A 26292-nucleotide genomic window follows, 5' to 3' on the forward strand; every position below is an offset into this window, starting at 1 on the left:
TTATAAAATCTTATGATTTTTTTAGAGTATAAAGAACTTAAAAATAATAACTTTGCACAAATTTAAATATAATTAATGTCGAAAGAACAACCAAACATAGATGCCCTTATTTCAACAATTGTTGAAGGTATTGAGGATGTAAAAGGAAAAGAAATAAATATTCTTGATTTAAGAGAAATTGAAAATACTGTTTGTGACTACTTTGTAATTTGCGAAGGGACTTCAAACACACAAGTTAGCGCTATTGTAGGCGCAATCCAGAAAAAAGTTAGTAAAGCACTTAAGGACAAACCTTGGCATATTGAAGGAGAAGACAATGCGGAGTGGGTACTTATGGACTATGTTAACGTCGTTGTACACGTTTTCCAGAAGCAAATAAGAGAATATTACGACATCGAAAGTCTTTGGGGTGACGCAAAAGTGACCGTTATCGAAACAAACTATTAAACACATTACATGGCAGATAAAAACAAAAAAGTAGCCCCTAAAAAGCCTAAATTCAATATGTATTGGATTTATGGCGCTTTTATCGTTGTTATAATAGCACTTAATTTTTTTACTAGTAGTTCTGAAAGTGCAATTAAAACCTCACCCTCTCAATTTTTTGATTATTTAAGAGATGGCGATGTCGAAAAAGTTGATATTATTAATGAAACGACAGCTAAGGTTTATTTAACCGCAGAAGCAGAAGCTAAAGAGGTTCATAAAAAATCTAAACCAACGTCTATTTTTCCAACAACGACTAAACTTCCAAATTATTCATTTCAATTTGGTGATTTAGCTTTGTTTCAAGAATCAATAAAAGAGATTAATAACGACCTAGGTAAAGAAAAGGCTGCAAAGGTTACATTTACGATAGAGAGTAATACCTTTATGGAAATCCTTATCAGTTTCCTTCCTTTTATTCTGTTAATTGGTGTTTGGATTTTCATTATGCGTCGCATGTCCTCTGGAGGAGGTGGCGGAGCTGGTGGACAGATTTTTAATATCGGAAAATCAAAGGCTAAACTTTTTGACGAAAACTCTGAAGTAAAAACAACTTTTAAAGATGTTGCTGGATTAGAAGGGGCAAAAGAAGAAGTTCAAGAAATTGTAGACTTCCTAAAAAACCCAGAAAAATACACCAATTTAGGAGGTAAAATCCCAAAAGGAGCCCTTTTAGTAGGACCTCCAGGAACAGGTAAAACATTATTAGCCAAAGCAGTTGCAGGGGAAGCAAAAGTTCCTTTCTTCTCGCTATCAGGTTCTGATTTTGTAGAAATGTTTGTCGGTGTAGGAGCCTCTCGTGTAAGAGATCTATTTAAACAGGCTAAAGAAAAATCTCCGGCCATTATTTTTATTGATGAGATTGACGCCATTGGTAGAGCTAGAGGAAAAAACGCCATGTCAGGAAGTAATGATGAGCGTGAAAATACATTAAACCAATTACTAACAGAAATGGATGGTTTTGGTACAAACACTAATGTTATTGTTTTAGCGGCAACCAATAGAGCCGATATTTTGGATGGTGCACTAATGCGTGCTGGTCGTTTTGACAGACAGATACATGTTGACTTACCAAATTTAACAGAACGTAAAGATATTTTTGAAGTACACCTTAAGCCCTTGAAAAAAGCGGAAGGTTTAGATGTAGAATTTCTATCTAAACAAACGCCAGGTTTTTCTGGTGCAGATATCGCCAATTTATGTAATGAAGCTGCTTTAATAGCTGCACGACATGATAAAAAAGCAGTTGAAAAACAAGACTTTTTAGATGCTGTAGACCGTATTGTTGGAGGATTAGAAAAACGTAGTAACTTATTTTCTGTTGAAGAGAAAAAGACTATTGCCTATCACGAAGCTGGACACGCTACTGTTAGTTGGTTCTTAGAACATGCTGATCCATTAGTAAAAGTAACGATTGTACCAAGAGGACGTAGCTTAGGAGCTGCATGGTACTTACCTCAAGAAGCGTTTATTACTAGAACAAGTAAGTTTTTAGACGAAATCTGTGTAACAATGGGTGGACGTGCAGCAGAAAAGATAATCTTTAACGAGATTTCTACAGGTGCATTAAGTGATTTAGAAAATGTAACCAAAAAAGCAAAAGCTATGGTTATGATTTATGGTCTAAACGAAAAAGTAGGTAACATTACTTATTATGACCCTGCTGGGGAAAGTGGTTTTGTTAAACCATATAGTGAAAAAACATCGGAACTTATTGACAACGAAATAAAGAATATCGTTGAAACAGAATTCCAACGTGCTCTAGATTTATTAGAATCTAAGAAAGATGTTTTAAAGAAGTTAGCAGAACGATTAATCGAAAGAGAAGTTATTTTTAAAGATGATTTAGAAGAAATCTTAGGTAAACGCCCGTTTGCTGAAGTTGACAGAAAGCCATCTGAAAAGATACAAATCGAAAACAAAAAAGAGGACGAGTAAATCTTCTTTTATTATTATATTCTTAAAAATCTTAGATTATCGCACTAGATAGTCTAAGATTTTTTATATTTGATTATCCCAAATTAGAAATTTGATTTTAGCGATATATAAATGAGTCTATTTAGAAAATTTTTCAGTTCTAAATCTCAAAAAGAAAAAGAGGTATTAAAGTCTGACGAAAGAGGCAGGTACATGCCTACCCAAGAAATACCTATCGATGAAAGTTTTACCATAAATTTCAAAAAAAATGGTGGTAAATTCTTGTATTGTGATTCATTGGACGAAGTGTATGACAACCTGAATAATATCATCCTTGAAAACAACTGGGAAGAGACATCTGCATTTTTCTATGATACTAATTTAAAAGAGAAATTCAAATCCTCTCAACTTAAGGTAAGCACGACTTTATCAGAATGCACCTATTTTATAACAACTTGTGAAAATTTAATTGCTAACGATGGCTCGTTATTAGTATGTTCCAATCAATTAGCGGAGAAGAAGCTTAACGAATTCCCTAATAATGTAATCGTTTTTGCCACTACAAGTCAAATTGTATCTAATATAGGCGAAGGACTAAGAGAAATCAAACACAAAAACACCAGTAGGATCCCTACAAACATCACCACAATCAAACATTTTAAATTACAAGAGGAAAAAGATTTTTTATCTTACGGAAGCAGTGCAAAAAACCTATATTTGTTGCTTTTAGAAGACCTTTAGTTTTATGAACGAAACCCTTACCAGAGCACTTTCAGGATTCTTATACGTAAGTTTACTAATAGCCTCACTATTAAATCAACACGCTTTTATTGTGTTATTTTTCGTGTTCGGGTTTATCTGTTTAATGGAGTTTTGTAAACTAATCCAACTTAAAAGTATTGTGCCCTATATTATTTTTATAGCCCTTTATTTTATTTTTGGATACTGGCAACTAGTATTAAAGTCCGACAAAGGATTAGATGAGGCCACACAAATACTGCAAGTCATCACCCTTTTTGTTCAACTACTACTAATAAAAGATTTATTTTCCGAAAAAACAATTCCTTTATTTAGCTCTAAACGCTACATAATAACCACCTTTTATTTATCAAGTGGCTTTGTCTTTTTAGTGTTAATAGCGAATCACAATGAAACTTTTACACCAGTATATGTTCTAGGATCATTTATATTAGTTTGGGTAAATGACACTTTTGCCTACTTAGTTGGTAAAAATTTTGGTAAACAAAAATTATTCCCAAGTATATCTCCTAAAAAAACAGTGGAAGGCTTTTTAGGTGGTTTATTTTTTGCGTGTATTGCCAGCTATTTTATTTATATCTTTACAGACCAAACACTAACTTTTACGCATTGGTTAATTTTAAGCGTTATAATAAGTGTTTTTGGCACACTTGGAGATTTAATCGAGTCTAAGTTTAAACGCCAAGCAAAAGTTAAAGATAGTGGTGTAATTATGCCAGGTCATGGTGGTTTAATGGATCGCTTTGACAGCATGATTTTTGCTGCTCCTTTTATTTATTTATTTCTAAGAATGTTAAATTATGTTTCATAAAGAAGGTTTTAAAATAATTGCAATCACCTTTTTATTGGTGGGTATTCTAGCAGTAGTCGTAGATAAATTTGTATCCCTTCAATGGTTACAGTATTTATTATTTTTCACACTATTTGTTTTTCTATTTCTTATACTTCAATTTTTCAGAAACCCAAAAAGAATAACGTCTCTAAATGACAACACAGTGGTCTCCCCTGTCGATGGTAAAGTTGTTGTTATTGAAGAAGTTTTTGAACCTGAATATTTTAAAGAAAAGCGCCTACAAGTCAGCGTATTTATGTCTCCTATTAATGTTCACGTCACCCGTTATCCAATTGGAGGGCAAGTGGCTTACAGCAAATATCATCCAGGAAAATATTTAGTTGCTTGGCATCCAAAAGCGAGTACAGAAAATGAACGTACCACAGTTGTTGTAGACAACCCCTCTTACGGTAAAGTATTATACAGACAAATTGCCGGAGCTTTAGCTAAACGTATTGTCAATTATGCCAAAGAAGGAGACGCTGCAATACAAGGTACAGACTCGGGTTTTATTAAGTTTGGGTCAAGAGTAGATTTATTTTTACCTTTGGATACTAATATCAAGGTCACTTTAAATCAAAAAGTTAAAGGAGGCGAAAGTATTATCGCCGAAATATAAACTTATGACTACCGACGAGTTAAATACAATTTTTGAAGATGCTGTAGAGCGTATAAACGCACATACCGAACCTTTTCCTGCAGACTTCCTGCTTCGGTTATATGCATACTACAAAAAAGCAACAAACAACTACGAAAGCCCAAGCAGTAAAAAGCGTATTATAAATGCTTTTAAAGCGAATGCCTTGTTTCAAATTAAAGACATTACAACAGACCAAGCTAAAGAAACTTACATAGAATTGGTCGACAATTACTTTTTATATAGAAAATAGATAGCTTAACTTTTTAAGCTAACAATCACTTCAAATGTATTAATTGGTCTTTTCCATAACAAAGTATATTCACTATTTCAAATACTCCTAACATTTTAAGATGACATTACAAATATGAGCCTATTCTGGCCATGCAGACCTATAGTAAATAGTCGTAAGATTATCTCTAAATAAATAATGCCCCACCTAAACTTAGTTTAAGTGGGGCATTATTATTTTAACGTCACGTCGTTAAAATTCAAGCAACTATACTTGTCTATTATAATTAGTGTTCTAAAACAAACTCTAAAGGAGACCCTGTTGCTCCATTTGGAAAACTTATTCCTAATAATGCAGACATTGTTGGTGCTATATCCGGAATAGTAGTGTGTTGCAATGTACTTCCTGTTTTGATACCTTTTCCAAAAAACAATAATGGCACATGCGTGTCATAATTTAAAGCTGATCCATGCGTAGATCCTGTTTTGCTGTAACTAATCACTGCTGGATCTAATACAAATAAAACATCCCCAGAGCGCTTTTGATTAAAGCCCATTTGAAGTAAGCTTTCCACGCCATTTGAAAACTCGGCACTAGTCATACTTGTTGCTGTATAAGCTTTATATACTTTTGGGTATTCAATAATAATATTAACAAGTTCTTGTTGTACATCTATTAAGTTTAAACCATAACTTTTAATCGCTTCACGATCCAAAAACACTTGATTATTACTTATGTTCTTAATTAGATTTTCGCCACTATAATTAAATACAACAGACTCGTTTAACATTGTTTTAAACGCATCCGTATCAAAATATCCTGCTGGTACTTTTACAGACTCCAAATAAGAGGGCACTTCAACAGCTCCATGATCTGAAGATAAAAATAGTGTATAGTTTCCTTTCCCTACTTTTGTATCCAAAGCATTTAATAAACGTTCAATATCTTTATCTAATCTGATGTATGTGTCTTCAACTTCTTTACTATTCACCCCAAAATTATGTCCTACATAATCTGTACTAGAAAAACTAACCGTTAAAACATCGGTAATATTATCTTGACCTAACTGTTCACCGTCTAATGCTGCGATTGCAAAGTCTGCAACAAGACTATTTCCATAAGGTGTTGCTTTTATAATATCATACCCTCTATTAGTTTGACTTAACGCTTTTAGATCATAAGGAAACGTTGCTGTCTTTTTTCCTTTAAAACCACCTTCAAAAGCATTTAAATCACTCCCGCTTTCAGTGTACGTACTAATGTTATATAATGTATTCCATTCCTTTAAATAACTTTCCGCTTTAGCCGTGTTATTAAATGCTTGCACCCAACTAGGTAATGTTTCTAAATAATAAGTACTAGAAATAAAATGTCCTTCATCTGCCCCATGAAACCAATACGCAGCATTTGCCGTGTGTCCCGCTGGCAAAATAGCCCCTCTATCTTTTACAGAAATCCCAATCGTCTTTCCTCGCATTTGCGTGAATAATCTATTCTCATCAGCAAAAGAAGTCGTTTTTAATCTATGTGGAGACATTTGACCTGCTTTATTAGTTGTCCCTACGGACTGTACTGTCGTATCCCCTGCACAATACACATAACTATCAGAAACTTTATCGTACCAGTTATTAGATATTATACCATGCATTTTAGGTGTTGTTCCTGAAAATATAGAAGCATGGCCAGGACCTGTATACGTCGGCACATAATTAAAGTGATTGTTTTTACAATTAAAACCTTGATTCATTAATCGCTTAAAACCACCGTCTCCATATTTACTATAAAATCGTGTCAAATAATCGTACCTCATCTGGTCTACAACAATACCAATGACTAATTTTGGCTGTTCATTAATTGCGTTAACATTAGATTTAATGATGTTTTTTTGTGACTGGCAACTTAGCAAGAAACAAATAACAAATACTGATACTATGGCTCTCATTTTGGATATTTTAATTTTGAACCACAAAAATACAGATTTTAAAACATCTAATTTGAAATTAAGGTCAAATACCTACTAGAATTTTATATTTTAGCAGTAACAAATAAAGCATGAATTACCTACACAATATTGGGACTTACTTTTTAATGGTTATCGAGATGTTTCGGAAGCCCACAAAGTGGTCTGTAATGAAAAAATTAATACTAAAAGATGTTGACGATTTAATTATCGGCTCCATCGGTATTGTCGCTTTTATCTCCTTTTTTGTTGGAGGTGTGGTTACCATTCAAACCGCACTAAATATTGACAGCCCTTGGATACCAAAAAACCTTGTTGGATTTGCAACTAGGCAATCCATTATTCTAGAATTCGCCCCCACTTTTATGTCGATAATTATGGCAGGAAAAGTAGGTTCTTTTATCACTTCTAGTATTGGAACCATGCGTGTTACAGAACAAATTGACGCCTTAGAAGTTATGGGGATTAACAGTTTAAACTACTTAGTGTTTCCTAAATTTATAGCGCTAACGCTATACCCATTTGTTATCTCAATCTCTATGTTTTTAGGGATTATGGGTGGATTAGCAGCCTGTGTTTATGGTGGTTATGCAACGATGCCAGATTACATTGAAGGAATACAATTAGATTTTAAGCCGTTTCATATGGCCTATGCTTTTATTAAAACGCTCCTTTTTGCTTTTATTCTAGCAACTGTACCATCCTATCATGGCTATTACATGAAAGGTGGCGCATTAGAAGTTGGTAAAGCTAGTACGACGTCCTTTGTTTGGACCAGTGTCATGATTATCCTTTTAAACTATATATTAACTCAACTCCTACTAAGTCAATGATTGAAGTAAAAAATTTACACAAATCTTTTGGAGACGCTCACATTTTAAAAGGAGTTACAACCACTTTTGAAAAAGGAAAAACCAATCTAATCATTGGACAAAGTGGCTCTGGTAAAACGGTCTTTATAAAATGCCTACTCGGTTTATTTGATTACGAAGAAGGTAGTATCGCTTATGATGGTAAAATATTTTCACAATTAAGCGAAGACCAAAAAAGAGAACTTCGAGCAGACATTGGAATGGTTTTTCAAGGTAGTGCGTTGTTTGATTCGATGACTATTGCCGAAAACGTAATGTTTCCATTGCAAATGTTTACGAAACAGAGTAAAAGCGAAATGGAAGATCGTGTTAACTTTGTTTTAAATAGAGTTAATCTTGGAGATGCACATCATAAAAAACCAAGTGAAGCGTCTGGAGGGATGCAAAAACGTGTTGCAATTGCACGCGCCATTGTAAACAAACCTAAATACTTGTTTTGTGACGAACCCAATTCTGGTTTAGATCCAAAAACCTCAATTGTTATAGATAATTTAATTAAAGAGATTACTGAGGAGTATCAGATTACAACCGTTATCAATTCGCATGACATGAACTCTGTAATGCAAATTGGAGAGAAAATTGTTTTTCTTAAAAATGGTTTAAAAGAATGGGAAGGTTCTCGTTATGATATTTTTAAAACAGATAACGAAGCAGTCACTGATTTTGTATACTCTTCTGAACTATTCAAAAAAGTACGTCAAATGTACTTAGAAGAACGCGGTTAACAGACCGTATTAAATCTTAACCTTAACGACATTATTATATTACTCAGCGAAATCAACGACTGACTAATCTATTGTATAATAATTTGAGATGCTTCGTTTTGCTTCTGAATGATTCTACAATTAGCTTTAATGCCTGTATCTCTTCATTTGAACAAAACAAACGGGGAGTTATTCACCTAAATACTCTAAAATTAAACAGTATTGTAATTCGGAAGGTCTATTGAAGCATCTACAATTTAAGACTTAAAGATGCTTCGCTTTACTCTGAATGTCATAAACATCAGATACTATAACACATATAGCACTTCTTACAAAAACTTAAGAGTTACTTTATCTGCCTAACGACTAAGGTATCTAATTTTAGTTTTAATTTTAACCAACGGTATAGTTTATCTTTTTCTTTAGACACTTGTTTTGCATCCACTAAACTATCATTCCATTTTACCTGAAATACGGCAAGAGTATCAATGCTTTTAAAGTTAGAATTTACCACACTAGCATAAGATAATGATTTGATATTTTCGTAATTGATATTCACCTCTTTCGTTAATTCTTCAAAAGGAACATACCCACGTTCTAGTTTGGACAATGCTCTTACTTTATCTTCTAAAAACGTGATTTTTTGTTGCTGGCTCATTAAGTCTAACGAGTCTCTTGTACGCAACTCTTCCATATATTCTAGATTATTAATCTGTCTGTTTTTACTCTGATTAATTAATAATTTAGACTCTTTTAAATACGTATATTCTTGTAACCTGTTTTCTAAGAAGTGTTTCATATCATCCGAAATCACATCTGTACCAAAAGTAGTCAGCTCTATATTAGACTCACCAGTAGGCGAGTAATTAGGTGTCGCATATTTTTGAATATAACTGGCGTTTGGCAATGACTTAAGCTCAATACTAATAAAATCTTTAGCATCCACTTTAAATTGACTTTCTCTAAGGACACTTAAAAATGTAAACATTGCAGGCACCATTACGATAATAGCTATTAAAGAGGCTATTCTTGCTGTACGTTTACGTTTTGCAGAATTAGCATATTTAAGCATTGGAAAACGCAATATTTTTAGGACTACAAACGTCGCTAATGCAATAAATATCGTATTAATGGTAAACAAATACATGGCCTGACCAAAATAAGTCCAATTACCCTTTGCTAACCCGTAACCTGCCGTACATAGTGGTGGCATTAATGCTGTCGCAATAGCAACTCCAAAAATAACAGATGCTATCGTTCCTTTTTTTGTACGCGCAATAATTAAAGCTAATCCCCCAAAAAAAGCAATTAGCACATCACGTATATCTGGTTGCACACGACCTAAAAGCTCTGACGTATCCTCACTTAAAGGAAAAAATCTAAAGAACAGAAAGGCTGTTAATAAACTAAGTACAATCATTATTGCTAAGTTGATTAACGAGCGTTTAAGTGTGTCAATATCATTAATAGCAATAGATAATCCAACACCAAGAATTGGCCCCATTAATGGAGATATTAACATGGCTCCAATCACAACCGCAGTACTATTCGCATTTAGACCAATAGAGGCCACAAATATTGAACATATTAAAATCCATGCTGTCGCTCCTTTAAAAGGAATATCTGCTTTTATGGCTTCAATAGTCGCATCTCTATCTGTATCTTCTCTAAAATCAAGCAGCTCTTGCATAAAGGTTTTGATACTTTTAAATAACCCTTTCGCATCTTTTTTAACTGCTTCTTTTTTTTGATCTACTGCTTCTTTTTGCTTCTCTTCATCAGAGAAATCAAATTTATTTTCTTTAGGCACCTTATTCTCTTCCATAGTTAAATACTATCCGTAATGCTCTCCATACTTGTCTTTTACTTCCTGGAGTACTTTTTTAATATCTTGTTCTTTTGACTTCGGAAAGATAAGTAAAACTTCATCTTTATCCACAATAATATAATCATTCAATCCATCGACTACCACTACCTTGTCGGCTTTGGTACGGATCATATTTCCTGATGCATCTTCCGTTAATGTTTTAGCATTAACCACTGCATTATTATTTTCGTCTTTATCTAATTTATCATATAAACTTCCCCACGTCCCCAAATCATTCCAATCAAAAGTTGCTGGTATTACATGGACATTGGTCGAAGATTCCATAATCGCGTAATCTACAGAGATGTTTTCCGCTTTAGCGTAATTCTCTTTAATAAAATCGTCTTCAAACTCTGTATTGTATGTTGGTATTCCCGCTTTGAATAATTCGAATAATTCCGGTTGCTTATTTTGAAAGGCTTTTATCACACTAGTTGCACTCCACATAAAAATCCCCGCATTCCACAAAAAATTACCTTTAGCAATAAATTGCTTTGCTGTATTATAATCAGGTTTTTCTCTAAACTGAATAACATCACTGATATTATCTTCTGAAGCCACTCCACACTCGATATAACCATATCCCGTATTTGGGAAGGTTGGTGTCACGCCTAAAGTCATTAAGGCATCATTACGCTCACAATATTTAAAGGCTTGTGTTACATTTTTAGTAAAGGCCGCTTCATCTTCAATCCAATGATCACTTGGCGCAACAATCATGACCGCTTCAGGATTTTCTTTTTGGATTTTTAAACTTGCATACAAAATACAAGGTGCTGTATTGCGCATTGCTGGCTCTAAAACAACTTGACGTTGATTAACTTCCGGAAGTTGCTCTAGTACTAAATCGTTATATTTTTCGTTAGTAAGAATGAAAATATTTTCTTTAGGAATTAGATTACTTAATCTGCTAAATGTTTTTTGAATTAGCGTATCTCCAGTCCCCAACATATCGTGGAATTGTTTTGGGAACTCCTCTGTACTAACAGGCCAAAAGCGTGAACCTACTCCTCCTGCCATTAAAATAGCGTAATAATTTTTATTTTGCATATCCTTCGTATTTGTATTAAGCCTTTACTTCATCATTAATTATATCTACCTCAGCATTGGCGTTAAACAGGTAAATCCTACCGGTTTTCACCTCAACACATTCGTGACGTGTGCGTCGTTTTGCTCCCTTTTTAAACACACGGTTATTATGTGTTTTAAAAGTTTGATGTAAAGGTACTTCAAATATAAAGCTTTTATTATTTGGAGCGTCCAATAGCTTTAAAGCTAAGGCGAGTTGTACATCTGTATCGCTAGATGCTTTTGGGTTTATAAAATGCTTTGCTAAAGCAGGTAAAATGGTCTTTGGAAACACTTCTGGGTTTATAAATGGCAACATTAAGTGCTGAAAGGTACGCTTCCACTCTACGCCATGTGGTTTTATATTACGACCAAATTTAGAAAACGCTTCTAAATGTGCAATCTCATGTATTAATGTAATCAAAAAACGATATTTATTTAAACTTCCATTAACCGTTATTTGATGTTTACCATTGGGCAACCTGCGATAATCACCATGCCGTGTTTTACGTTCCTTTTTAATTAAAACAATTAAATTATCGTGTTCTAACAGTTGTAAAACCTGAGATACTGATGCTTCTGGAATATAATGAGAAATGGTGTATTGCATTGGCAACAAAAATAAGATTTTACAAAGATTATACATCCTTGTAAGAGTAGATTTTTTATATAAAAACAATTAAGTTTGTTTACAATCTGTTTTCCGTTAAAAAAAACCACAATATTTAATGAATAAACTTCCAAAACTTTTAATAGTATTACTGTCTATAATGCTATTTATATTTTTGCTCTTAACCTTTAAATTTTTAAATATAAATTTAAAAATACTAACAGAACATCAAAAATACAATTGGAAAAAAACAGAGGCTGTAATTAACAGTATAAAGCTTATCAAAACTCCAAATCCTGCACTTAAAGATGATCCTTATTTGTATACTGTTTTTCTAAACGATGTTTGTGAAATACAATACAGTTATAACTTTAACAAAAACCAATATACTAGTAATAATATTGGTTTTAACAAAAGACGAGATACAACAAAAAACACTACTAATGAAGGCACCAACGAACTGCATCGTCTTTTATTTCAGAAATTACAATACCATAAAAAAATATTTATTTATGTCAATCCCAAACATCCCGAACATGCGACATTAATACAATATGACTTTGATTACAAAAAATTAGGGTCAACTATAATAACATTCTCGTTTTCATTATTACTTATTGTGTTACTCTATTTAAATTACAAGTACCCCTCTAATTATACTTCAAATCAAATTAAGCTCAAATAATGATTATTTATATTTTAACAATTAGCGGCGCATTATTACTCTTACTAGCAGTAATACAAATATTTCTATCCATGCAATCGGTATTCTGGAATGAAACAGAAGGCATTATTATTGATTCACAATTTTTAACAAAGAGACAAACAGATAGCAGTGATAGCGGAGGGACTTATATAACCTATAAAACTATTGTTAAATATAAATACCAACCAAAAGGAAGTCATAATACGTTAATAGGAAAAAGAATCTATAGAATTAACTCTAACGGTTTCACGACAAATAGAAGTGAACAACATTACACCTACCTTAAACTAACCAAAAACACCAAGCTAAAAGTATATTACAGCCCTACAAACCATGCCAAATGTTGTTTAATACAAAAAACAAATTACAACATCTATTATACTTTAGTTATTGGCATTGTATTACTAGGAATTGGCTTAGGTATATACATACAACACCCAGAAAATGATGGAATACATTTACTTATAGACACCATTAAAATACCAAAATAAAACTTTTAAATTTTAAAAGCTTAAGCATTTTTATACAAATCTATACTTTTGACTTCCTGATTAAACAATCATAAACTGACCAACAAAATTAATTATGACCAGACTAATTTTTATTTCACTTATATTATTTTCTACTATCTCATTAAGCCAAAACAGAAGAGGCAGTCTTAAAATAAATAATACAACCAAAAAGCAAGACGCTGTTTTTAAAGAACTAAAAGACAATAATGACGCTAATAAGTTAATGTACGTTGCTTTTCAAAAAAATCTTATGGAAGCATTAACTAAAGAACACCTCGATATTCTTCGTAACAGTACTATTAATGACACTTTAGTTATCTCTTTAGATCTAACACTTAACAAAAAAGGAATAATAACAAATCAGTACCTAAAAGATTCGAGGAATAACACCATTTTTACTGACACGGAGGTCACTGTTAAGAACTTGACATCATCCAAATTTTATATTGATAAAACAATAAAGAAAAACAGATCTTATTTCTATATTAACTACGATTTGTTGTTTACCTGGACTGACAAAAACAAATTAAACCTTTCACCTATTCCATTTGAAACCAAATACACTATTCCTAGACAATATATCATTAAAAACAATCCTGAAAGAATCAATTTAGTATTCAAGGAATGTACTGACACACAAGATGTAAAACTCTGTTTTTATAACACCATACAAGAGGCTATATTTTTACAATTACAGAATGCGAACAAAACTATTTTATTAAACGATGCTAATGATAATATTTTATCCGTCTTTATAAATATATACGCTAACAAAAAAGATTTACTGCTAAAAGACATATCCTTCCCAAATAACACTACATCCGACAAAATAATCCAAGATTACAATAGCCTTTTTAAAGATAAAACACTTGCTCACTTAAGCAAAATCATGCCTAATAATCTAAATTATTACAGCTCTGAGTTTAATGTCTTTTTCAAACTAGACACATTAGAGGATGGCACTTTAAAAATCGACAAGCTTCCTTTTGATTACACTCAAAAATTCTACAGAAATAAAACTGGAACAACAAGAAAAAACACACCTCCTATCCATCCTAATTGTATTAATTTGGATAACAATACTGCACAATTAAATTGTTTAGACAACACACTAAAACAACTAATTAACAGACAATTTAGGGTGCCTGAAAATGACAATTCAAATAGTTCTAATATGGATGAGCGTTTTATCTTAAAGCTATTTGTCAACAAAGAAGGTATTATAGATGTCCTTTCTGCTTATGGAGAAAAGAAGATAGAAAATCTAGAACAAGTTATTAGTATCATTCAAGGCATTCCTAAAATGACGCCAGCAAAGGACCAAAAAGGCAATCCTGCTATAAGTTTTTTAAGACTCCCTTTTAGACTGGTATATGATTAACAAACACTATAGGCAATTAACAATCCTTTAATAGTATTGTCTTTTGTTACTTTGTATCTTTAATCATAACGTCTTTATTATTTACAACACCCTTTTTATGACAGCAAACACAGGATTAACAATCGATTTCGGAAAGAACAAATCAGGAGATGATTGGCGTATTGTTAATGATGGTGTCATGGGAGGATTATCAAAATCCATCACGACTTTATCAGAAAACAGTATGGTCTTTAAAGGCGAAATCAGTCTAGAGAACAATGGTGGATTTGCAAGTATACGCACCTTAATTACTGCAGGCGCATTAACCCGTTGTAAAACAGTTAGTATCCGCTATAAAAGTAACCGTACAGATCGCACGTTTGGGGTGTCCTTAAAAAATAGTCAACAGTATTATATCCCCTATTACAAATCTTTGTTTACGCCAAACACAACAGATTGGATAGTTTTAACACTTAACTTATCTGACTTTAAACATTACCGTATTGGTGAAATTATTGGTGATCAAATGCCAACAAAAGCTTTAGATGACGTTTTTAATATAGTGATAATTATTAGTGATAAAAAGGCAGGTGCTTTTGATATTGAAATTGATTATATAACGTTTGAGTAAGCCATCTTTTTAAAACTAACATCTTATCTTCTAATTCTAAAACAACATTAATGGCAATAGAAAACATACCTGAAATCTACATAAAAGATAGCACAAAAAACTCAGATTTATTCGTGTATGATTTTAAAATGAGTAATGATGTTGTTAAAAGTAAGGTTAATTTAGGGATGAATATGTTTAGCTTTTTACAAGTAGGCAAAAAACAGGTTCACTTTTCAGGTAATACGGTTGCAGTAAACAAAGATCAATCCTTACTCTTAAAAAAAGGAAATTGGCTTTGGACAGAATTACTAGACACAGAAACTATTTACTATTGTAAACTCTTCTTCTTTTCTGAACAAAAACTCACTGATTTTTTAAGCAAATACACCAACAATGTCAAACCTTACAAAGAAGAAGTCCCTTATTTTGTCATTGAAAATGACGATTACATTGCTACTTTTATAAGCTCTCTATCTTCAAAAGCATTCGAAAAAAACAATTATAGCTCTGCTCTATTATCTTTAAAGTTTGACGAAATAATGTTATACCTACTTGATAAATATGGGAATCCATTTGAGTACTATTTACATGCTTTGATTTCAAAAGAAATATCCCCTTTTAACAGCACAATAGAAAACCATATTAATTCTAATCTTAAAGTTGAAGAAATTGCTTTTTTATGCAATATGAGTTTATCGACTTTTAAACGCCATTTTATTGCAGCTTACAATAGCCCTCCGGGACAATGGTTTCAAGATAAACGTCTTCAAAAAGCAAAAATATTATTACAGGAAGGTCATCTAAAACCTTCCGATATTTACTTAGATATTGGATACAACAATCTATCAAATTTCAGTACTGCCTTTAAAAACAAGTTTGGAATCAATCCAACAGAAATCTCTAATTAAGCACGCGCCTCTCCTTTTGTTACTTCATTAACAACCAAAGCTATGGCACCGTCCCCTGTAACATTACAAGCAGTACCAAAACTATCCATTGCAATATATAAAGCGATCATTAACCCTAACATTTCTTCAGAAAAACCTAACATTGATTGTAGGATACCCACAGCTGCCATTATAGCGCCTCCAGGCACTCCTGGTGCTGCAATCATAGCTATTCCTAACACAAAAATAAATCCTGCAAAGAGTGTGAAATTAAAAGGCATGCCTTGCAAAACCATTAAAGCCATAGCACAAGCAGTAATTTTCATAATACTTCCTGAAAGATGAATGGTAGCACATAATGGAATAACAAAGCCTGCTATTTTTTCAGAAACCCCATTCTTTAATGCTTGTTCTAAGGTTACAGGAATCGTAGCTGCTGAAGACTGAGTCCCTAATGCGGTAAAATAAGCAGGCATCATCGTTGCTAACAACTTTAAAGGATTCTTTTTTGTAAGAATACCTGCAATAGTATATTGAAGTAATAACAATAGAATATGTAAGGCAAAAATGACTCCAATAATACTTATAAATATAGAAAGGATTGAGAATACCTTTCCACTAAAAGACATACTTGCAAATATCCCTAAAATAAACAGAGGTAATAAAGGTACAATCACGTTTTCTATTAATTGCATTATAATTTTTTGAAAATCTTTTACCACTAATTTCAAACTAGATTGTTCCTGCGAGGCAAGTCCTAAACCAATTACAAATGCTAAGACTAAAGCTGTCATGACATCTAATGCTGGCGGAATATTAATACTAAAATAAGGTAATAATTCAAGACCTGAATCAGTAATCTGAGTTGCTTCATTGACATGAGACTCTAAAAGCATTGGAAAGATATTAGAAGCTGTAAAATAGGTCATAAAGCCAGAAAACAAGGTAGACCCATAAGCAATACCGGCCGTTAGCAATAACAGCTTACCGGCACCTTTGCCTAAGTCGGAAATGGCAGGCATTATCAAGCCCATTATTATTAACGGAATAGCAAAATTTAAAAATTGCCCAAAAAAAGCATTAAAAGTTGCAAACACACGGTTTATAGATTCCGGGAGATAATGTCCAAAAACAATACCTAATACTATGGCTAGAAAAACTTTAAATAATAAGTTTGAAAATATGCGCTTCATAAGATCTACTAATTGGTACAAAAAATAATAGTTTTTTATACGTTATTTTTAAGCTCGCTAATATACAACCAATCGCAGGATTGAACATTTAATAAGTTATTTATTTAAATTTTATACGTCCATAGCTTCGCTTTATAAAATAAGATTTAACGCAGATAATATTATTGCCACAAACCCTTTATTAGATCATCAATTTATGACTCTTAACACCTATAAAAGGCCAAACTACTTTTATAGGTACTTCAAAACCCCACAATCAGTCCATAAAACTCTAAAACAAAAAACACATAAATAGTAACAACCACAAAGTCAACACGCTACAATCTACACTTAATTTATTTAATAAGTAGCACAAAATATTGACCTGTTTTCATAAGTTAATGAACCATTTCAATAAATAAAGAACAAACAACCAAACTTACATTTGCACTATACTTACAAACATTAGTTTTTTGTAAGATTCAATTAAATAATAATTTAAAACATATAATTATGGCAAATGTAACAAAGCCTGTATTTAAAGAAAAATACGGGAATTTTATTGGAGGTAAATTCGTTGCTCCTGTTAACGGTCAATATTTTGATAACGTCTCCCCTGTAGATGGTAAAGTATTCACGCAAGCAGCACGTTCTTCTCAAGAAGATATAGATCTTGCTTTAGATGCAGCACATGACGCGTTTCCTGCCTGGAGTACATCTTCAGCTACAGAGCGTAGTAATATGCTATTAAAAATCGCTCAAGTTATGGAGGATAACTTCGAGTACTTAGCAACTTTAGAAACCATTGATAACGGTAAACCAATTAGAGAGTCTCGAGCAGCAGACATCCCTTACTGTATTGATCACTTCCGTTATTTTGCTGGAGTTATCCGCGCAGACGAAGGTAGTATTTCAGAACATGACAAAGACACCGTTAGTATTGTATTACATGAGCCTGTAGGTGTTGTTGGTGAAATTATCCCTTGGAACTTCCCAATGTTAATGTTAGCTTGGAAAATTGCTCCGGCATTAGCTGCAGGTTGTACTGCTGTTGTTAAGCCCGCAGAACAAACACCTACAAGTGTTATTATGCTAATGGAACTTATTGGTGACATTTTACCAGCAGGTGTATTAAACATTGTAACTGGTTTTGGTGCAGAAGCTGGTGCAGCTTTAGCAACCTCAAAACGTATTGCAAAATTATCGTTTACTGGCTCTACTGAGACTGGACGAAAAGTATTACACAATGCAGCAGAAAATATTATTCCTGTAACAATGGAATTAGGTGGTAAATCTCCAAACGTATTTTTCCCATCTGTAGCTGCTCATGATGATGACTTTTTTAGCAAAGCTATTGAAGGAGCGTTAATGTTTTCTTTAAATCAAGGTGAAATTTGTACAGCTCCATCTCGAATTTTAGTACACGAAGATATTGCAGATCTATTTATCGAAAAAATGAAAGTGCGCTTAAAAGCAATCAAAACAGGAAACCCATTAGATCCTGAAACAATGATTGGATCTCAAGTCTCTAAACCACAATACGATAAAATCCTTGATTATATCAAAATAGGAAAAGATGAAGGTGCAGAAGTCGTTGCTGGTGGGAGCGCTGGTAATTATGACGGTGAGCTTTCTGAAGGTTATTATATACAACCTACCGTTTTAAAAGGACATAATAAGATGCGTATTTTCCAAGAAGAAATTTTTGGGCCAGTTGTAGCATTAACAACATTCAGCTCTACTGAAGAAGCTATTGCAATTGCAAACGACACACCTTATGGCTTAGGTGCTGGGGTTTGGTCTCGTGATGCTCACGAATTATACCAAGTACCACGTGCGATACAAGCAGGTAGAGTCTGGGTCAATCAATACCATACCTACCCTGCTCATGCTCCTTTTGGAGGCGTTAAGGAGTCTGGTTTTGGTCGTGAAAACCATAAAATGGCTTTAGATCATTACCGTGTTGTAAAAAACATGTTAATCTCTTACGACAAGAAACCGATGGGCTTCTTTTAATAAAGACCTAATTATTTATATTTTACCTAAAACCTCAGAGACCTCTGAGGTTTTATTTTTCTTTTACAAGAAGATTGCGACGTCACACTTCTATGTAATGACAATCATATAAAAAACCGCTTTCAATTACTTGAAAGCGGTTTTTTACGTGTTCTATTTTTTGTCTACAATCTAAAATCCAAATCCTACAGAAAACTGCCATACTCTATTTTTAGGAGAGCCATCATCATAAATATCTCCTAATCCCAGATGGTAGCGCACCCCTAACGTCACGTTAGACTCTGTTTTAAAACCCACTCCAAAATTAACACCATAATCAAAATTGTTTGGCTCAAACTCTTGAGACGTGTCAAACAAATTAAAATTACTATCGTATGTTTCTTTATGAGAAATAGCATAACCTATTTGTGGCCCAGCTTCTAAATAAAACGTACTTACTGGATACAGTTTTAAAGACAACGGTAGATTTATATAATTTAATTTTTGTGTAAATGTCCCACCGTCCGTTTCAATTTGATACCCTTGTTGAGAATACAAAGCTTCTATTTGTATAGACGCAAAATCTGTAATATAAGATTCGCCATAAACACCAACATGAAAACCACTACGTTGTCCCGTTTCTGTATCGCCGTCATATTGTACAGCTGCTAAATTATATCCCGCTTTAATACCTCCGTTAGATTTGCTTTTAATGGTTTGTTCTTGTCCGTTTACTGAAAATAGAGCACCAAAAAATAGGGCCATTATTATATATTGCTTTTTCATAAGTAATTGTTTTAAGTAAATAAAATGTAATGTTTGCTTTAGTTATTTCCCGCCATTTGCCTGCAGATCTGCAATACATTGTGCATCTAATTGTGGTATCGTACCACCAGAGATCATGCCCATAGCACCGCCACCTGTTTCGGCCTGCCAGTACATTAAGCAACTATCAACATCACAATGTTTTGGATGGTCTGCATCTTCATGACTAGATTGCAACGCACTTCCTAAGTTTGTCAATCCTAATATATGTCCAAACTCGTGCGTGATTACCGTAGATTCTAATATTGGTGTTGTATTTGTAAAAGTTCCGGAGGTTAACTCCTCAATCGTTTCTTGGTAGATCACAAAAGAGGTATTGCGATAAGCGGTACCAAGTACGACACCTGTATCGGTATTATTTCCTGACTCACCATCCGCAAAAAAGGCCCAAACTGCAATTTGATTATTGTTATTATATAAGGTTCTATTATCGTCTTCGATAGCAGCTATTTCTTCATTAGAATAAGGAGATTGTCCTGGAGATGAGATTGCCCGTTTTTGTACCGTAACTCCGTCTGGCTTATGTGTTCTAGCCTCTAAAAAAGCAACAAAATTATTTACTGCTGTTTCGGAAGGTTCAAAGCCTTCAACATAAACAAGCTCTATAACTAAGCTAGAAAAGGTTGTATCAGACAACAAATCGTTTGCAGACACTCCCACAGATAATTGGTTTGCCATCTCAGTAGTATTAGAATCCGATGGCGTATCGTCATTACTACATGATAACAATACAAACAACACTATACTTAAAACGCTTATCTTTTTCATCTTTATCCTTTTGTTTTTTAACGGTACTGCTACACGATTAAGTATAGCAGCACTGTTAAAAGTAATAATAACCACTTAACTTAACGACTTTATATTTGGGTTAACACTAAAGTTAACGCTGCATTTGTTGTGCTTTGTAAAGAAATTGAAGTACTACTAAAACTAGTCACTGCCCAGTTTTGATTTAATAAATTAAAAGCTAAGTTTCCTGTAAACGATAAGTTTAAAAAGACTTCTGTCTCAGAGGTTACTTGGTAAGTCCCTAATACATCTTGTACTGTTGTACTTACTACATTCTCCGCAACTACTGATAAATCGTTAGCAAAATCTAAAGTAAACTCTGCAAAATCTATAGCTGTATCCACTCCTGCGTCAATAACAGATTCTACTTGAAAAACACCATCTACTAAAATAAGTTCTAATTCATCTGCTGTATTTTGTGCTTGCTCCTCTAGTCCTTCAATACCAAGACAATCTGTAATGGCAGCCTGTAATTCGGCATCACTATTAAAAGCTAAAGATTGTGTACTATCACCTTCAACAGTTGCTGTAATTGGGTAATTAATTGCAAATAATTGATCATTACCAAAGTCATTCATATACGTATATAATTGTTGCTCAGTATCGACAACAACACTACCGGTTTGTTCTAAACCTAAACTATACGTTAAAATAGTGATAGGAAAATCAAAGGTTACACATGCTATTGCAGATTCGCCCGCTGCCTCTAAACCCTCACAAACTGCAAGAATTTCGTCATAATCGGATTGGCTAGCAATAACTACCTCTGTATAGTTACTTAGTGTTACAGCAAATGGAAACTGTAATACAACAGAATCGTCATCCGTATTAAACTGCCCTAAAATATCGATAACCTGTTGGTAATCCGATTGGCTTATAATTGACACTTGCACACCATTAACTGTAGCTACAACAGGTAATACTACAGAAGAGCAAGACGTATCATCTAAAAAGTCGTCAAAAGACCCATCATATGCAGAAGCACGTTCTAGATTTTTTGCTGTTTCAGAATTAGCTGAATTTGTATTTGGGTTATTTCCGTTTTCGTTATCAATTTCATCTTGACAAGATGTAAACGTTAATAATGACGTTAAAAATAATGCTGTAAATAATTTAAGATTTTTCATAATTTAAAAGTTTGTAAAGTTAATTCTTCTTTTGTTGAATTGTAAATTTCTTTTTGAGAGCCTTTTTATTGCCTGTCTATAAGTAAGACAACTGGGTTATTTTTTACCCTACCCTAAAATGTTAAATAATTGATTTATAATATAAATTGAAGCTGCACAGCTTGATAATAGTATGATCAATAAAAAAGTTTCTACTATTGTGATTAATTTTTCGGTTTCCATTTCTTATCTTTTGGATTAATACGACCTTAAGACAACACAAAATAATTTTACCCTACTTTTACAAAAAAATAATTCCCAAAAAAGAGTATTGAATCGCTTAACCTAATTTATGATTGACAGTAAAAACAACCTTTGCGAAGAGCATTACTTCAGTAATTTTTATTTAGAGCACCTCCAATCGGCAAGTAACTTTGCCTATTACAAATGCGGAGACAATGCCAGATCTTTAGATTTAGTACAGGATGCTTTTTCTAAAATATGGGAAAATTGTTCTAAAATAGAGTTCACAAAAGCAAAGACGTATCTGTTTACCTCTATTAATAATATGTTTTTAAATACCATCAAACATAATAAGGTGGTTATGGATTACGCCAAAGCAGCACCTTATATAGATCAAGACAATCAAAGTCCAGAATACTTATTAGAAGAAGAAGAATTTAAAGTGAAGCTACAAAATGCTATTGCTTTATTGACGGATGGACAGCGTGAAGTGTTTTTATTAAATAGAATTGAAGGCAAAAAGTATCGTGAAATTGCTGTACTATTAGACCTCTCTCAAAAAGCGGTTGAAAAACGAATGTCTGCTGCCTTAAAAACATTAAAGCAACACATAGAAAACATTTAATAAAGTAGGGTAAACTAGTATTTAATTGTCTTAAGATTGAAGGATTTATAAAATGAAAGAAGAAAACAACATATTAAAATGGTTTAATAATGACTTGTCTAAACAGGAGCTTGACGATTTAAAACAATCCGAGGACTTTAAAACTTTAGAAAAAATCAAGCATTATAGTGCACAAATGCAAGCTCCAAAAGTGGATGCACAACACGCATTAGAGGCTTTTAATAATAGAAAACTAACTAAAACAGAACCTAAAGTCATTCCGTTGCACTTTAAAACCTTTTTTAAAGTTGCTGCTATGGTTATTGTTTTATTGGGCGTATCCTACTTTGCCTTTTTTAATAACACGACCAATTTTACCACACAAATTGCAGAGACAGAAACGTTACAGTTACCAGATCAATCCGAAGTGATATTAAACGCAAAGTCTAGTTTATCTTATAATAAAAAAACTTGGGATGATCATCGCGATTTAACTTTAGACGGAGAAGCCTTTTTCAAGGTTAGTAAAGGCCAAAAATTTACTGTGACCACAGACGCCGGAATTGTTCAAGTGTTAGGAACACAGTTTAACGTCAAAGAGCGTGACCATTATTTTGAAGTCATTTGTTACGAAGGTTTAGTTAGTGTCACCCATAATAATAAAACTGTAAAATTATCAAAAGGCAAAGGCTTTAAGGTGGTTAATGGTGTTATCCAATTAATAGACAACGATACTACCACAATGCCATCATGGTTGCAGGCCGAAAGTAGTTTTAATAAAATAGCACTACAAGAGGTCATTGCAGAGTTAGAGCGCCAATACGACGTGACTATCAAGGCACCAGCTATTGATATCAAACAATTATTTACCGGTACGTTTACACACAACAACCTAAATACCGCTTTACAATCTATTACAATCCCTCTTAAAATAAGTTTTAAAATTGAAGGAAAAACAGTCACATTTTATAAATATGAAGGGTAATTTCTGGCTAACCTGTTTTTGTTTAGTCTTAGTTACTGTCAGTTTTAGTCAGACAGAAAAACTGCCACTTGCAGACTACATTAAAACGCTTCAATCAGAATTTAATGTCAAGTTCTCTTACGCGGTGGAGGATGTTGCTAATATTATAATTACAAAACCAGATACCGTATTAAATCTAGACGACACGCTGGATTATTTAAACGCCAATACACTTTTAAATTTTAAGACTATTGACCAACGTTACATTACGGTTTCGGTATTAGAAAAAACAATTTCTATTTGCGGTACGGTATATTCTGCAACAGCAAACCAAAGTCTATTAGGCGCTTCTGTAATTATAAAAGGGACCACCAAAGGGACGACAACAAACTATAATGGTCAATTTCAGTTTAGTGATCTGCCATTAAATGCTACGCTTTCTATTTCTTACTTAGGGTATGAATCACAAGATGTGCTTGCTAAATATTTTTTCTCCGACAGTGAGCCCTGCAAACCAGTACGTCTAATTGAAAATAACGAAATGCTTAACGAGGTACTAATCACCAAGTATCTAACCACCGGTTTACAAAAGCTAATGGACGGAAGTCTGTTATTAAACACGGACCAATTTGGTATTTTACCAGGATTGATAGCGCCTGATATTTTACAATCCATACAAGCTCTCCCGGGAATAGAAAGTGTTAATGAAAGCATTGCCAATATTAATGTAAGAGGTGGTACTAACGACCAAAACCTTATGCTTTGGGACGGTATTAAAATGTACCATTCAGGACACTTTTTTGGATTAATATCCGCTTACAATCCCAACTTAACCAATAAAGTTGTGGTTACTAAAAACGGAACAAGTAGCCAATATAGCGATGGGGTATCTAGTACCATTAATATGTTTACAAAAGACGAGCTTTCGCATACCATCTCCGGAGGTGCTGGTATAAACTTAATAAGCGCAGATGCTTTTTTAGAATTACCGATTACCAAAAAACTAGAGTTACACCTTTCCGGAAGACGGTCTATCACAGATGTATTTACCACACCGACTTACGATAATTATTTTGAAAGAAGTTTTCAGGATAGTGATATTAATACCAACGCTAGTATTACAAATAGTAACACCCAATCCGATTTTGTGTTTTATGACTATTCTGCAAAAGTATTATTCGATTTAAATAAAAACCACAAGTTTAGAGCTAATGTTATTGGTATTAATAACACTTTAGATTATGCCGAAAGTATTACTGATAGCGAAAATACAACCACATTAAAAACTAGTAACCTCTCACAAAACAATTTAGGTTACGGCGGAAATTGGCAAGCACAATGGACCGATAAATTCAGCACTATTGTGGCAGGAAGTTACTCGCTATACAATGTAGATGCTTCAGATTTACGTGTCCAAACGGATCAACGTTTAACGCAAGCTAACGAGGTTTTAGAAACTGGAGTTCAGTTAAAAACCCAGTGGGCAATCACTAGTAATCTATCCTTTTTAAATGGATACCAGTTTGACGAAATCGGTATTCTAAACGAAACCACAGTTACAGCACCGTCTTATGACCGTACTAAAAAAGACGTCTTACTTAATCACGCCTTATTTTCTGAAGTCGAATACAATAAAAACAACACCTATTTCAGGATCGGTGTCCGTGCCAATTACTTTCAAAAGTTTAACCAGTTATTAATTGAACCTCGCTTAAATATCAGACAAAAACTAAATAACCAATTCGCTTTAAAATTGGAAGGCGAATTTAAAAATCAGTCTGCCACACAAATAGTCGATTTTCAAGATGATTTTTTAGGTGTGGAAAATAGACGTTGGATTTTAGCGGATAATGAGGCCATACCAATCTCTAAAAGTAAACAAGCCTCCTTTGGTGTCGATTTTAAACAGCATAATTTTAGTATTGATGTGACTAGTTTTTACAAAGTCGTTAACGGTATTACTGCCAGAAACCAAGGCTTCTATAACAACTTTCAATACCTCAACGCAACGGGTAATTACACCGCTAAAGGTCTCGAGTTTCTAGCCAATAAAACGGCGGATAATTTCAGTACTTGGCTAAGTTACACGTATAGTATTAACGATTACGAGTTTGAAAGTTTTACGCCTTCCGTATTCCCAAACAATGTTGATATCCGACACTCCGTATCCTTGGCATTTAACTACACCGTATTAGATAACTTACAACTCTCCCTTGGTGGGACTTGGCGCTCTGGTCAACCCTACACTAAACCTTTGGAGGATAATCAAACCATTAAAATCAACAATAATTACTATGTTAATTATGACCAGCCCAACAGTCATAATGTAGCTCCCTTTTTTAGGATTGACACCTCTGTTAGTTACGACATAAACCTATCCGAGCAAACTAAATTGACTTTAAGAGCAGGTGTTAGAAATCTGACGAATCAAAATAATATAATCAATCGGTATTTTGAAGTCGATCCAGAAGACACTAACCAAACGATTGAAATCAACAACAAATCTTTAGGCTTAACCCCAAACGTTAGTTTGCGTGTTAGTTTTTAATGGGCTACCTTTCTACATAGCAAA

At 33.5% G+C, this 26292-nt stretch carries 25 protein-coding genes; 17 read left to right on the forward strand and 8 right to left on the reverse strand.

The window, feature by feature from the left end:
• The first annotated feature begins 75 nt into the window (after positions 1-75).
• The 6 genes from rsfS (at position 76) to H0I26_RS19290 (ending at position 4884) form a co-directional block, all read left to right on the forward strand.
• Positions 76-447 (forward strand): ribosome silencing factor, encoded by a 372-nt coding sequence (gene rsfS, locus H0I26_RS19265; RefSeq protein WP_101020646.1) that lies wholly within the window; start codon positions 76-78, stop codon positions 445-447.
• A gap of 9 nt (positions 448-456) precedes the next feature.
• Complete coding sequence (gene ftsH / locus H0I26_RS19270; protein ID WP_101020648.1) at positions 457-2424, forward strand: ATP-dependent zinc metalloprotease FtsH; 1968 nt, start codon at positions 457-459, stop codon at positions 2422-2424.
• A gap of 111 nt (positions 2425-2535) precedes the next feature.
• Positions 2536-3144: an LUD domain-containing protein gene (locus tag H0I26_RS19275; protein WP_101020652.1), complete on the forward strand. Its 609-nt coding sequence runs from the start codon at positions 2536-2538 to the stop codon at positions 3142-3144.
• Positions 3145-3148: 4 nt separating this feature from the next.
• Entirely contained in the window at positions 3149-3973 is an 825-nt protein-coding gene (locus H0I26_RS19280; RefSeq protein ID WP_101020654.1) for a phosphatidate cytidylyltransferase, read from the forward strand.
• Positions 3963-4613, forward strand: a complete 651-nt coding sequence (locus H0I26_RS19285; RefSeq protein WP_101020656.1) for a phosphatidylserine decarboxylase family protein — start codon at positions 3963-3965, stop codon at positions 4611-4613. The genes H0I26_RS19280 and H0I26_RS19285 overlap by 11 nt, the downstream gene beginning before the upstream one ends.
• Before the next feature lie 4 nt (positions 4614-4617).
• On the forward strand, positions 4618-4884 hold the full coding sequence (locus H0I26_RS19290) for an acyl-CoA-binding protein (protein ID WP_218700445.1): 267 nt from the start codon (positions 4618-4620) through the stop codon (positions 4882-4884).
• 265 nt (positions 4885-5149) lie between these two features.
• On the opposite strand, the gene pafA is transcribed toward H0I26_RS19290, so the two are convergent.
• A complete protein-coding gene (gene pafA, locus H0I26_RS19295) occupies positions 5150-6805 on the reverse strand; it encodes an alkaline phosphatase PafA (RefSeq protein ID WP_218700446.1) in 1656 nt (551 codons plus the stop codon).
• A gap of 110 nt (positions 6806-6915) precedes the next feature.
• Here pafA and H0I26_RS19300 point away from each other — a divergent pair, with 110 nt between their 5' ends.
• Together H0I26_RS19300 and H0I26_RS19305 are read left to right on the forward strand one after the other, a co-directional pair.
• The gene (locus H0I26_RS19300) at positions 6916-7656 is read left to right on the forward strand and encodes an MlaE family ABC transporter permease (protein WP_218700447.1); all 741 of its coding nucleotides are present in this window, start codon (positions 6916-6918) and stop codon (positions 7654-7656) included.
• Positions 7653-8420: an ABC transporter ATP-binding protein gene (locus H0I26_RS19305; RefSeq protein WP_101020662.1), complete on the forward strand. Its 768-nt coding sequence runs from the start codon at positions 7653-7655 to the stop codon at positions 8418-8420. The genes H0I26_RS19300 and H0I26_RS19305 overlap by 4 nt, the downstream gene beginning before the upstream one ends.
• A gap of 325 nt (positions 8421-8745) precedes the next feature.
• On the opposite strand, the gene H0I26_RS19310 is transcribed toward H0I26_RS19305, so the two are convergent.
• The 3 genes from H0I26_RS19310 to H0I26_RS19320 are packed head-to-tail and all read right to left on the reverse strand — an operon-like array spanning position 8746 to position 11944.
• Positions 8746-10224 carry a DUF389 domain-containing protein gene (locus tag H0I26_RS19310; protein ID WP_101020664.1) on the reverse strand — a complete coding sequence of 493 codons (1479 nt, stop codon included), beginning with the start codon at positions 10222-10224 and terminating at the stop codon, positions 8746-8748.
• Positions 10225-10233: 9 nt separating this feature from the next.
• A complete protein-coding gene (locus H0I26_RS19315) occupies positions 10234-11316 on the reverse strand; it encodes a mannose-1-phosphate guanylyltransferase (RefSeq protein ID WP_218700448.1) in 1083 nt (360 codons plus the stop codon).
• 16 nt (positions 11317-11332) lie between these two features.
• Positions 11333-11944, reverse strand: coding sequence for a SprT-like domain-containing protein (locus H0I26_RS19320; RefSeq protein WP_218700449.1), 612 nt, complete (start codon positions 11942-11944; stop codon positions 11333-11335).
• A gap of 118 nt (positions 11945-12062) precedes the next feature.
• On the opposite strand from H0I26_RS19320, the gene H0I26_RS19325 reads away from it, so the two are divergent.
• The 5 genes from H0I26_RS19325 (at position 12063) to H0I26_RS19345 (ending at position 16043) form a co-directional block, all read left to right on the forward strand.
• Entirely contained in the window at positions 12063-12629 is a 567-nt protein-coding gene (locus H0I26_RS19325; protein WP_218700450.1) for a DUF3592 domain-containing protein, read from the forward strand.
• Complete coding sequence (locus H0I26_RS19330) at positions 12629-13141, forward strand: DUF3592 domain-containing protein (protein WP_218700451.1); 513 nt, start codon at positions 12629-12631, stop codon at positions 13139-13141. The genes H0I26_RS19325 and H0I26_RS19330 overlap by 1 nt, the downstream gene beginning before the upstream one ends.
• Before the next feature lie 94 nt (positions 13142-13235).
• Positions 13236-14543, forward strand: coding sequence for a hypothetical protein (locus H0I26_RS19335; RefSeq protein ID WP_218700452.1), 1308 nt, complete (start codon positions 13236-13238; stop codon positions 14541-14543).
• A 97-nt stretch (positions 14544-14640) separates the two neighbouring features.
• The gene (locus H0I26_RS19340; protein ID WP_218700453.1) at positions 14641-15153 is read left to right on the forward strand and encodes a CIA30 family protein; all 513 of its coding nucleotides are present in this window, start codon (positions 14641-14643) and stop codon (positions 15151-15153) included.
• Positions 15154-15203: 50 nt separating this feature from the next.
• The gene (locus tag H0I26_RS19345; protein ID WP_218700454.1) at positions 15204-16043 is read left to right on the forward strand and encodes a helix-turn-helix domain-containing protein; all 840 of its coding nucleotides are present in this window, start codon (positions 15204-15206) and stop codon (positions 16041-16043) included.
• On the opposite strand, the gene H0I26_RS19350 is transcribed toward H0I26_RS19345, so the two are convergent.
• A complete protein-coding gene (locus H0I26_RS19350; RefSeq protein WP_101020676.1) occupies positions 16040-17215 on the reverse strand; it encodes a dicarboxylate/amino acid:cation symporter in 1176 nt (391 codons plus the stop codon). The genes H0I26_RS19345 and H0I26_RS19350 overlap by 4 nt on opposite strands.
• A gap of 492 nt (positions 17216-17707) precedes the next feature.
• Between H0I26_RS19350 and H0I26_RS19355 the strand changes: the two genes are divergently transcribed.
• A complete protein-coding gene (locus tag H0I26_RS19355) occupies positions 17708-19210 on the forward strand; it encodes an aldehyde dehydrogenase family protein (RefSeq protein ID WP_101020678.1) in 1503 nt (500 codons plus the stop codon).
• 171 nt (positions 19211-19381) lie between these two features.
• On the opposite strand, the gene H0I26_RS19360 is transcribed toward H0I26_RS19355, so the two are convergent.
• From H0I26_RS19360 to H0I26_RS19370, 3 genes are all read right to left on the reverse strand, one after another.
• On the reverse strand, positions 19382-19975 hold the full coding sequence (locus tag H0I26_RS19360; protein ID WP_218700455.1) for a porin family protein: 594 nt from the start codon (positions 19973-19975) through the stop codon (positions 19382-19384).
• A 42-nt stretch (positions 19976-20017) separates the two neighbouring features.
• Positions 20018-20782, reverse strand: a complete 765-nt coding sequence (locus H0I26_RS19365; RefSeq protein WP_218700456.1) for a membrane metalloprotease — start codon at positions 20780-20782, stop codon at positions 20018-20020.
• A gap of 89 nt (positions 20783-20871) precedes the next feature.
• Complete coding sequence (locus tag H0I26_RS19370) at positions 20872-21930, reverse strand: hypothetical protein (protein ID WP_218700457.1); 1059 nt, start codon at positions 21928-21930, stop codon at positions 20872-20874.
• Between the two features lie 331 nt (positions 21931-22261).
• Here H0I26_RS19370 and H0I26_RS19375 point away from each other — a divergent pair, with 331 nt between their 5' ends.
• From H0I26_RS19375 to H0I26_RS19385, 3 genes are read left to right on the forward strand one after another with little or no spacing between them, the layout of a single operon-like run.
• Entirely contained in the window at positions 22262-22777 is a 516-nt protein-coding gene (locus H0I26_RS19375; protein WP_218700458.1) for an RNA polymerase sigma factor, read from the forward strand.
• 52 nt (positions 22778-22829) lie between these two features.
• Entirely contained in the window at positions 22830-23741 is a 912-nt protein-coding gene (locus H0I26_RS19380; RefSeq protein WP_218700459.1) for a FecR family protein, read from the forward strand.
• Positions 23731-26268, forward strand: coding sequence for a carboxypeptidase-like regulatory domain-containing protein (locus H0I26_RS19385; protein ID WP_218700460.1), 2538 nt, complete (start codon positions 23731-23733; stop codon positions 26266-26268). Before H0I26_RS19380 ends, H0I26_RS19385 begins: the two co-directional genes overlap by 11 nt.
• The last annotated feature ends 24 nt before the right edge of the window (positions 26269-26292 follow it).

Source organism: Olleya sp. HaHaR_3_96, from assembly GCF_019278545.1.
In the GTDB taxonomy this organism is placed as follows: Bacteria; Bacteroidota; Bacteroidia; order Flavobacteriales; family Flavobacteriaceae; genus Olleya.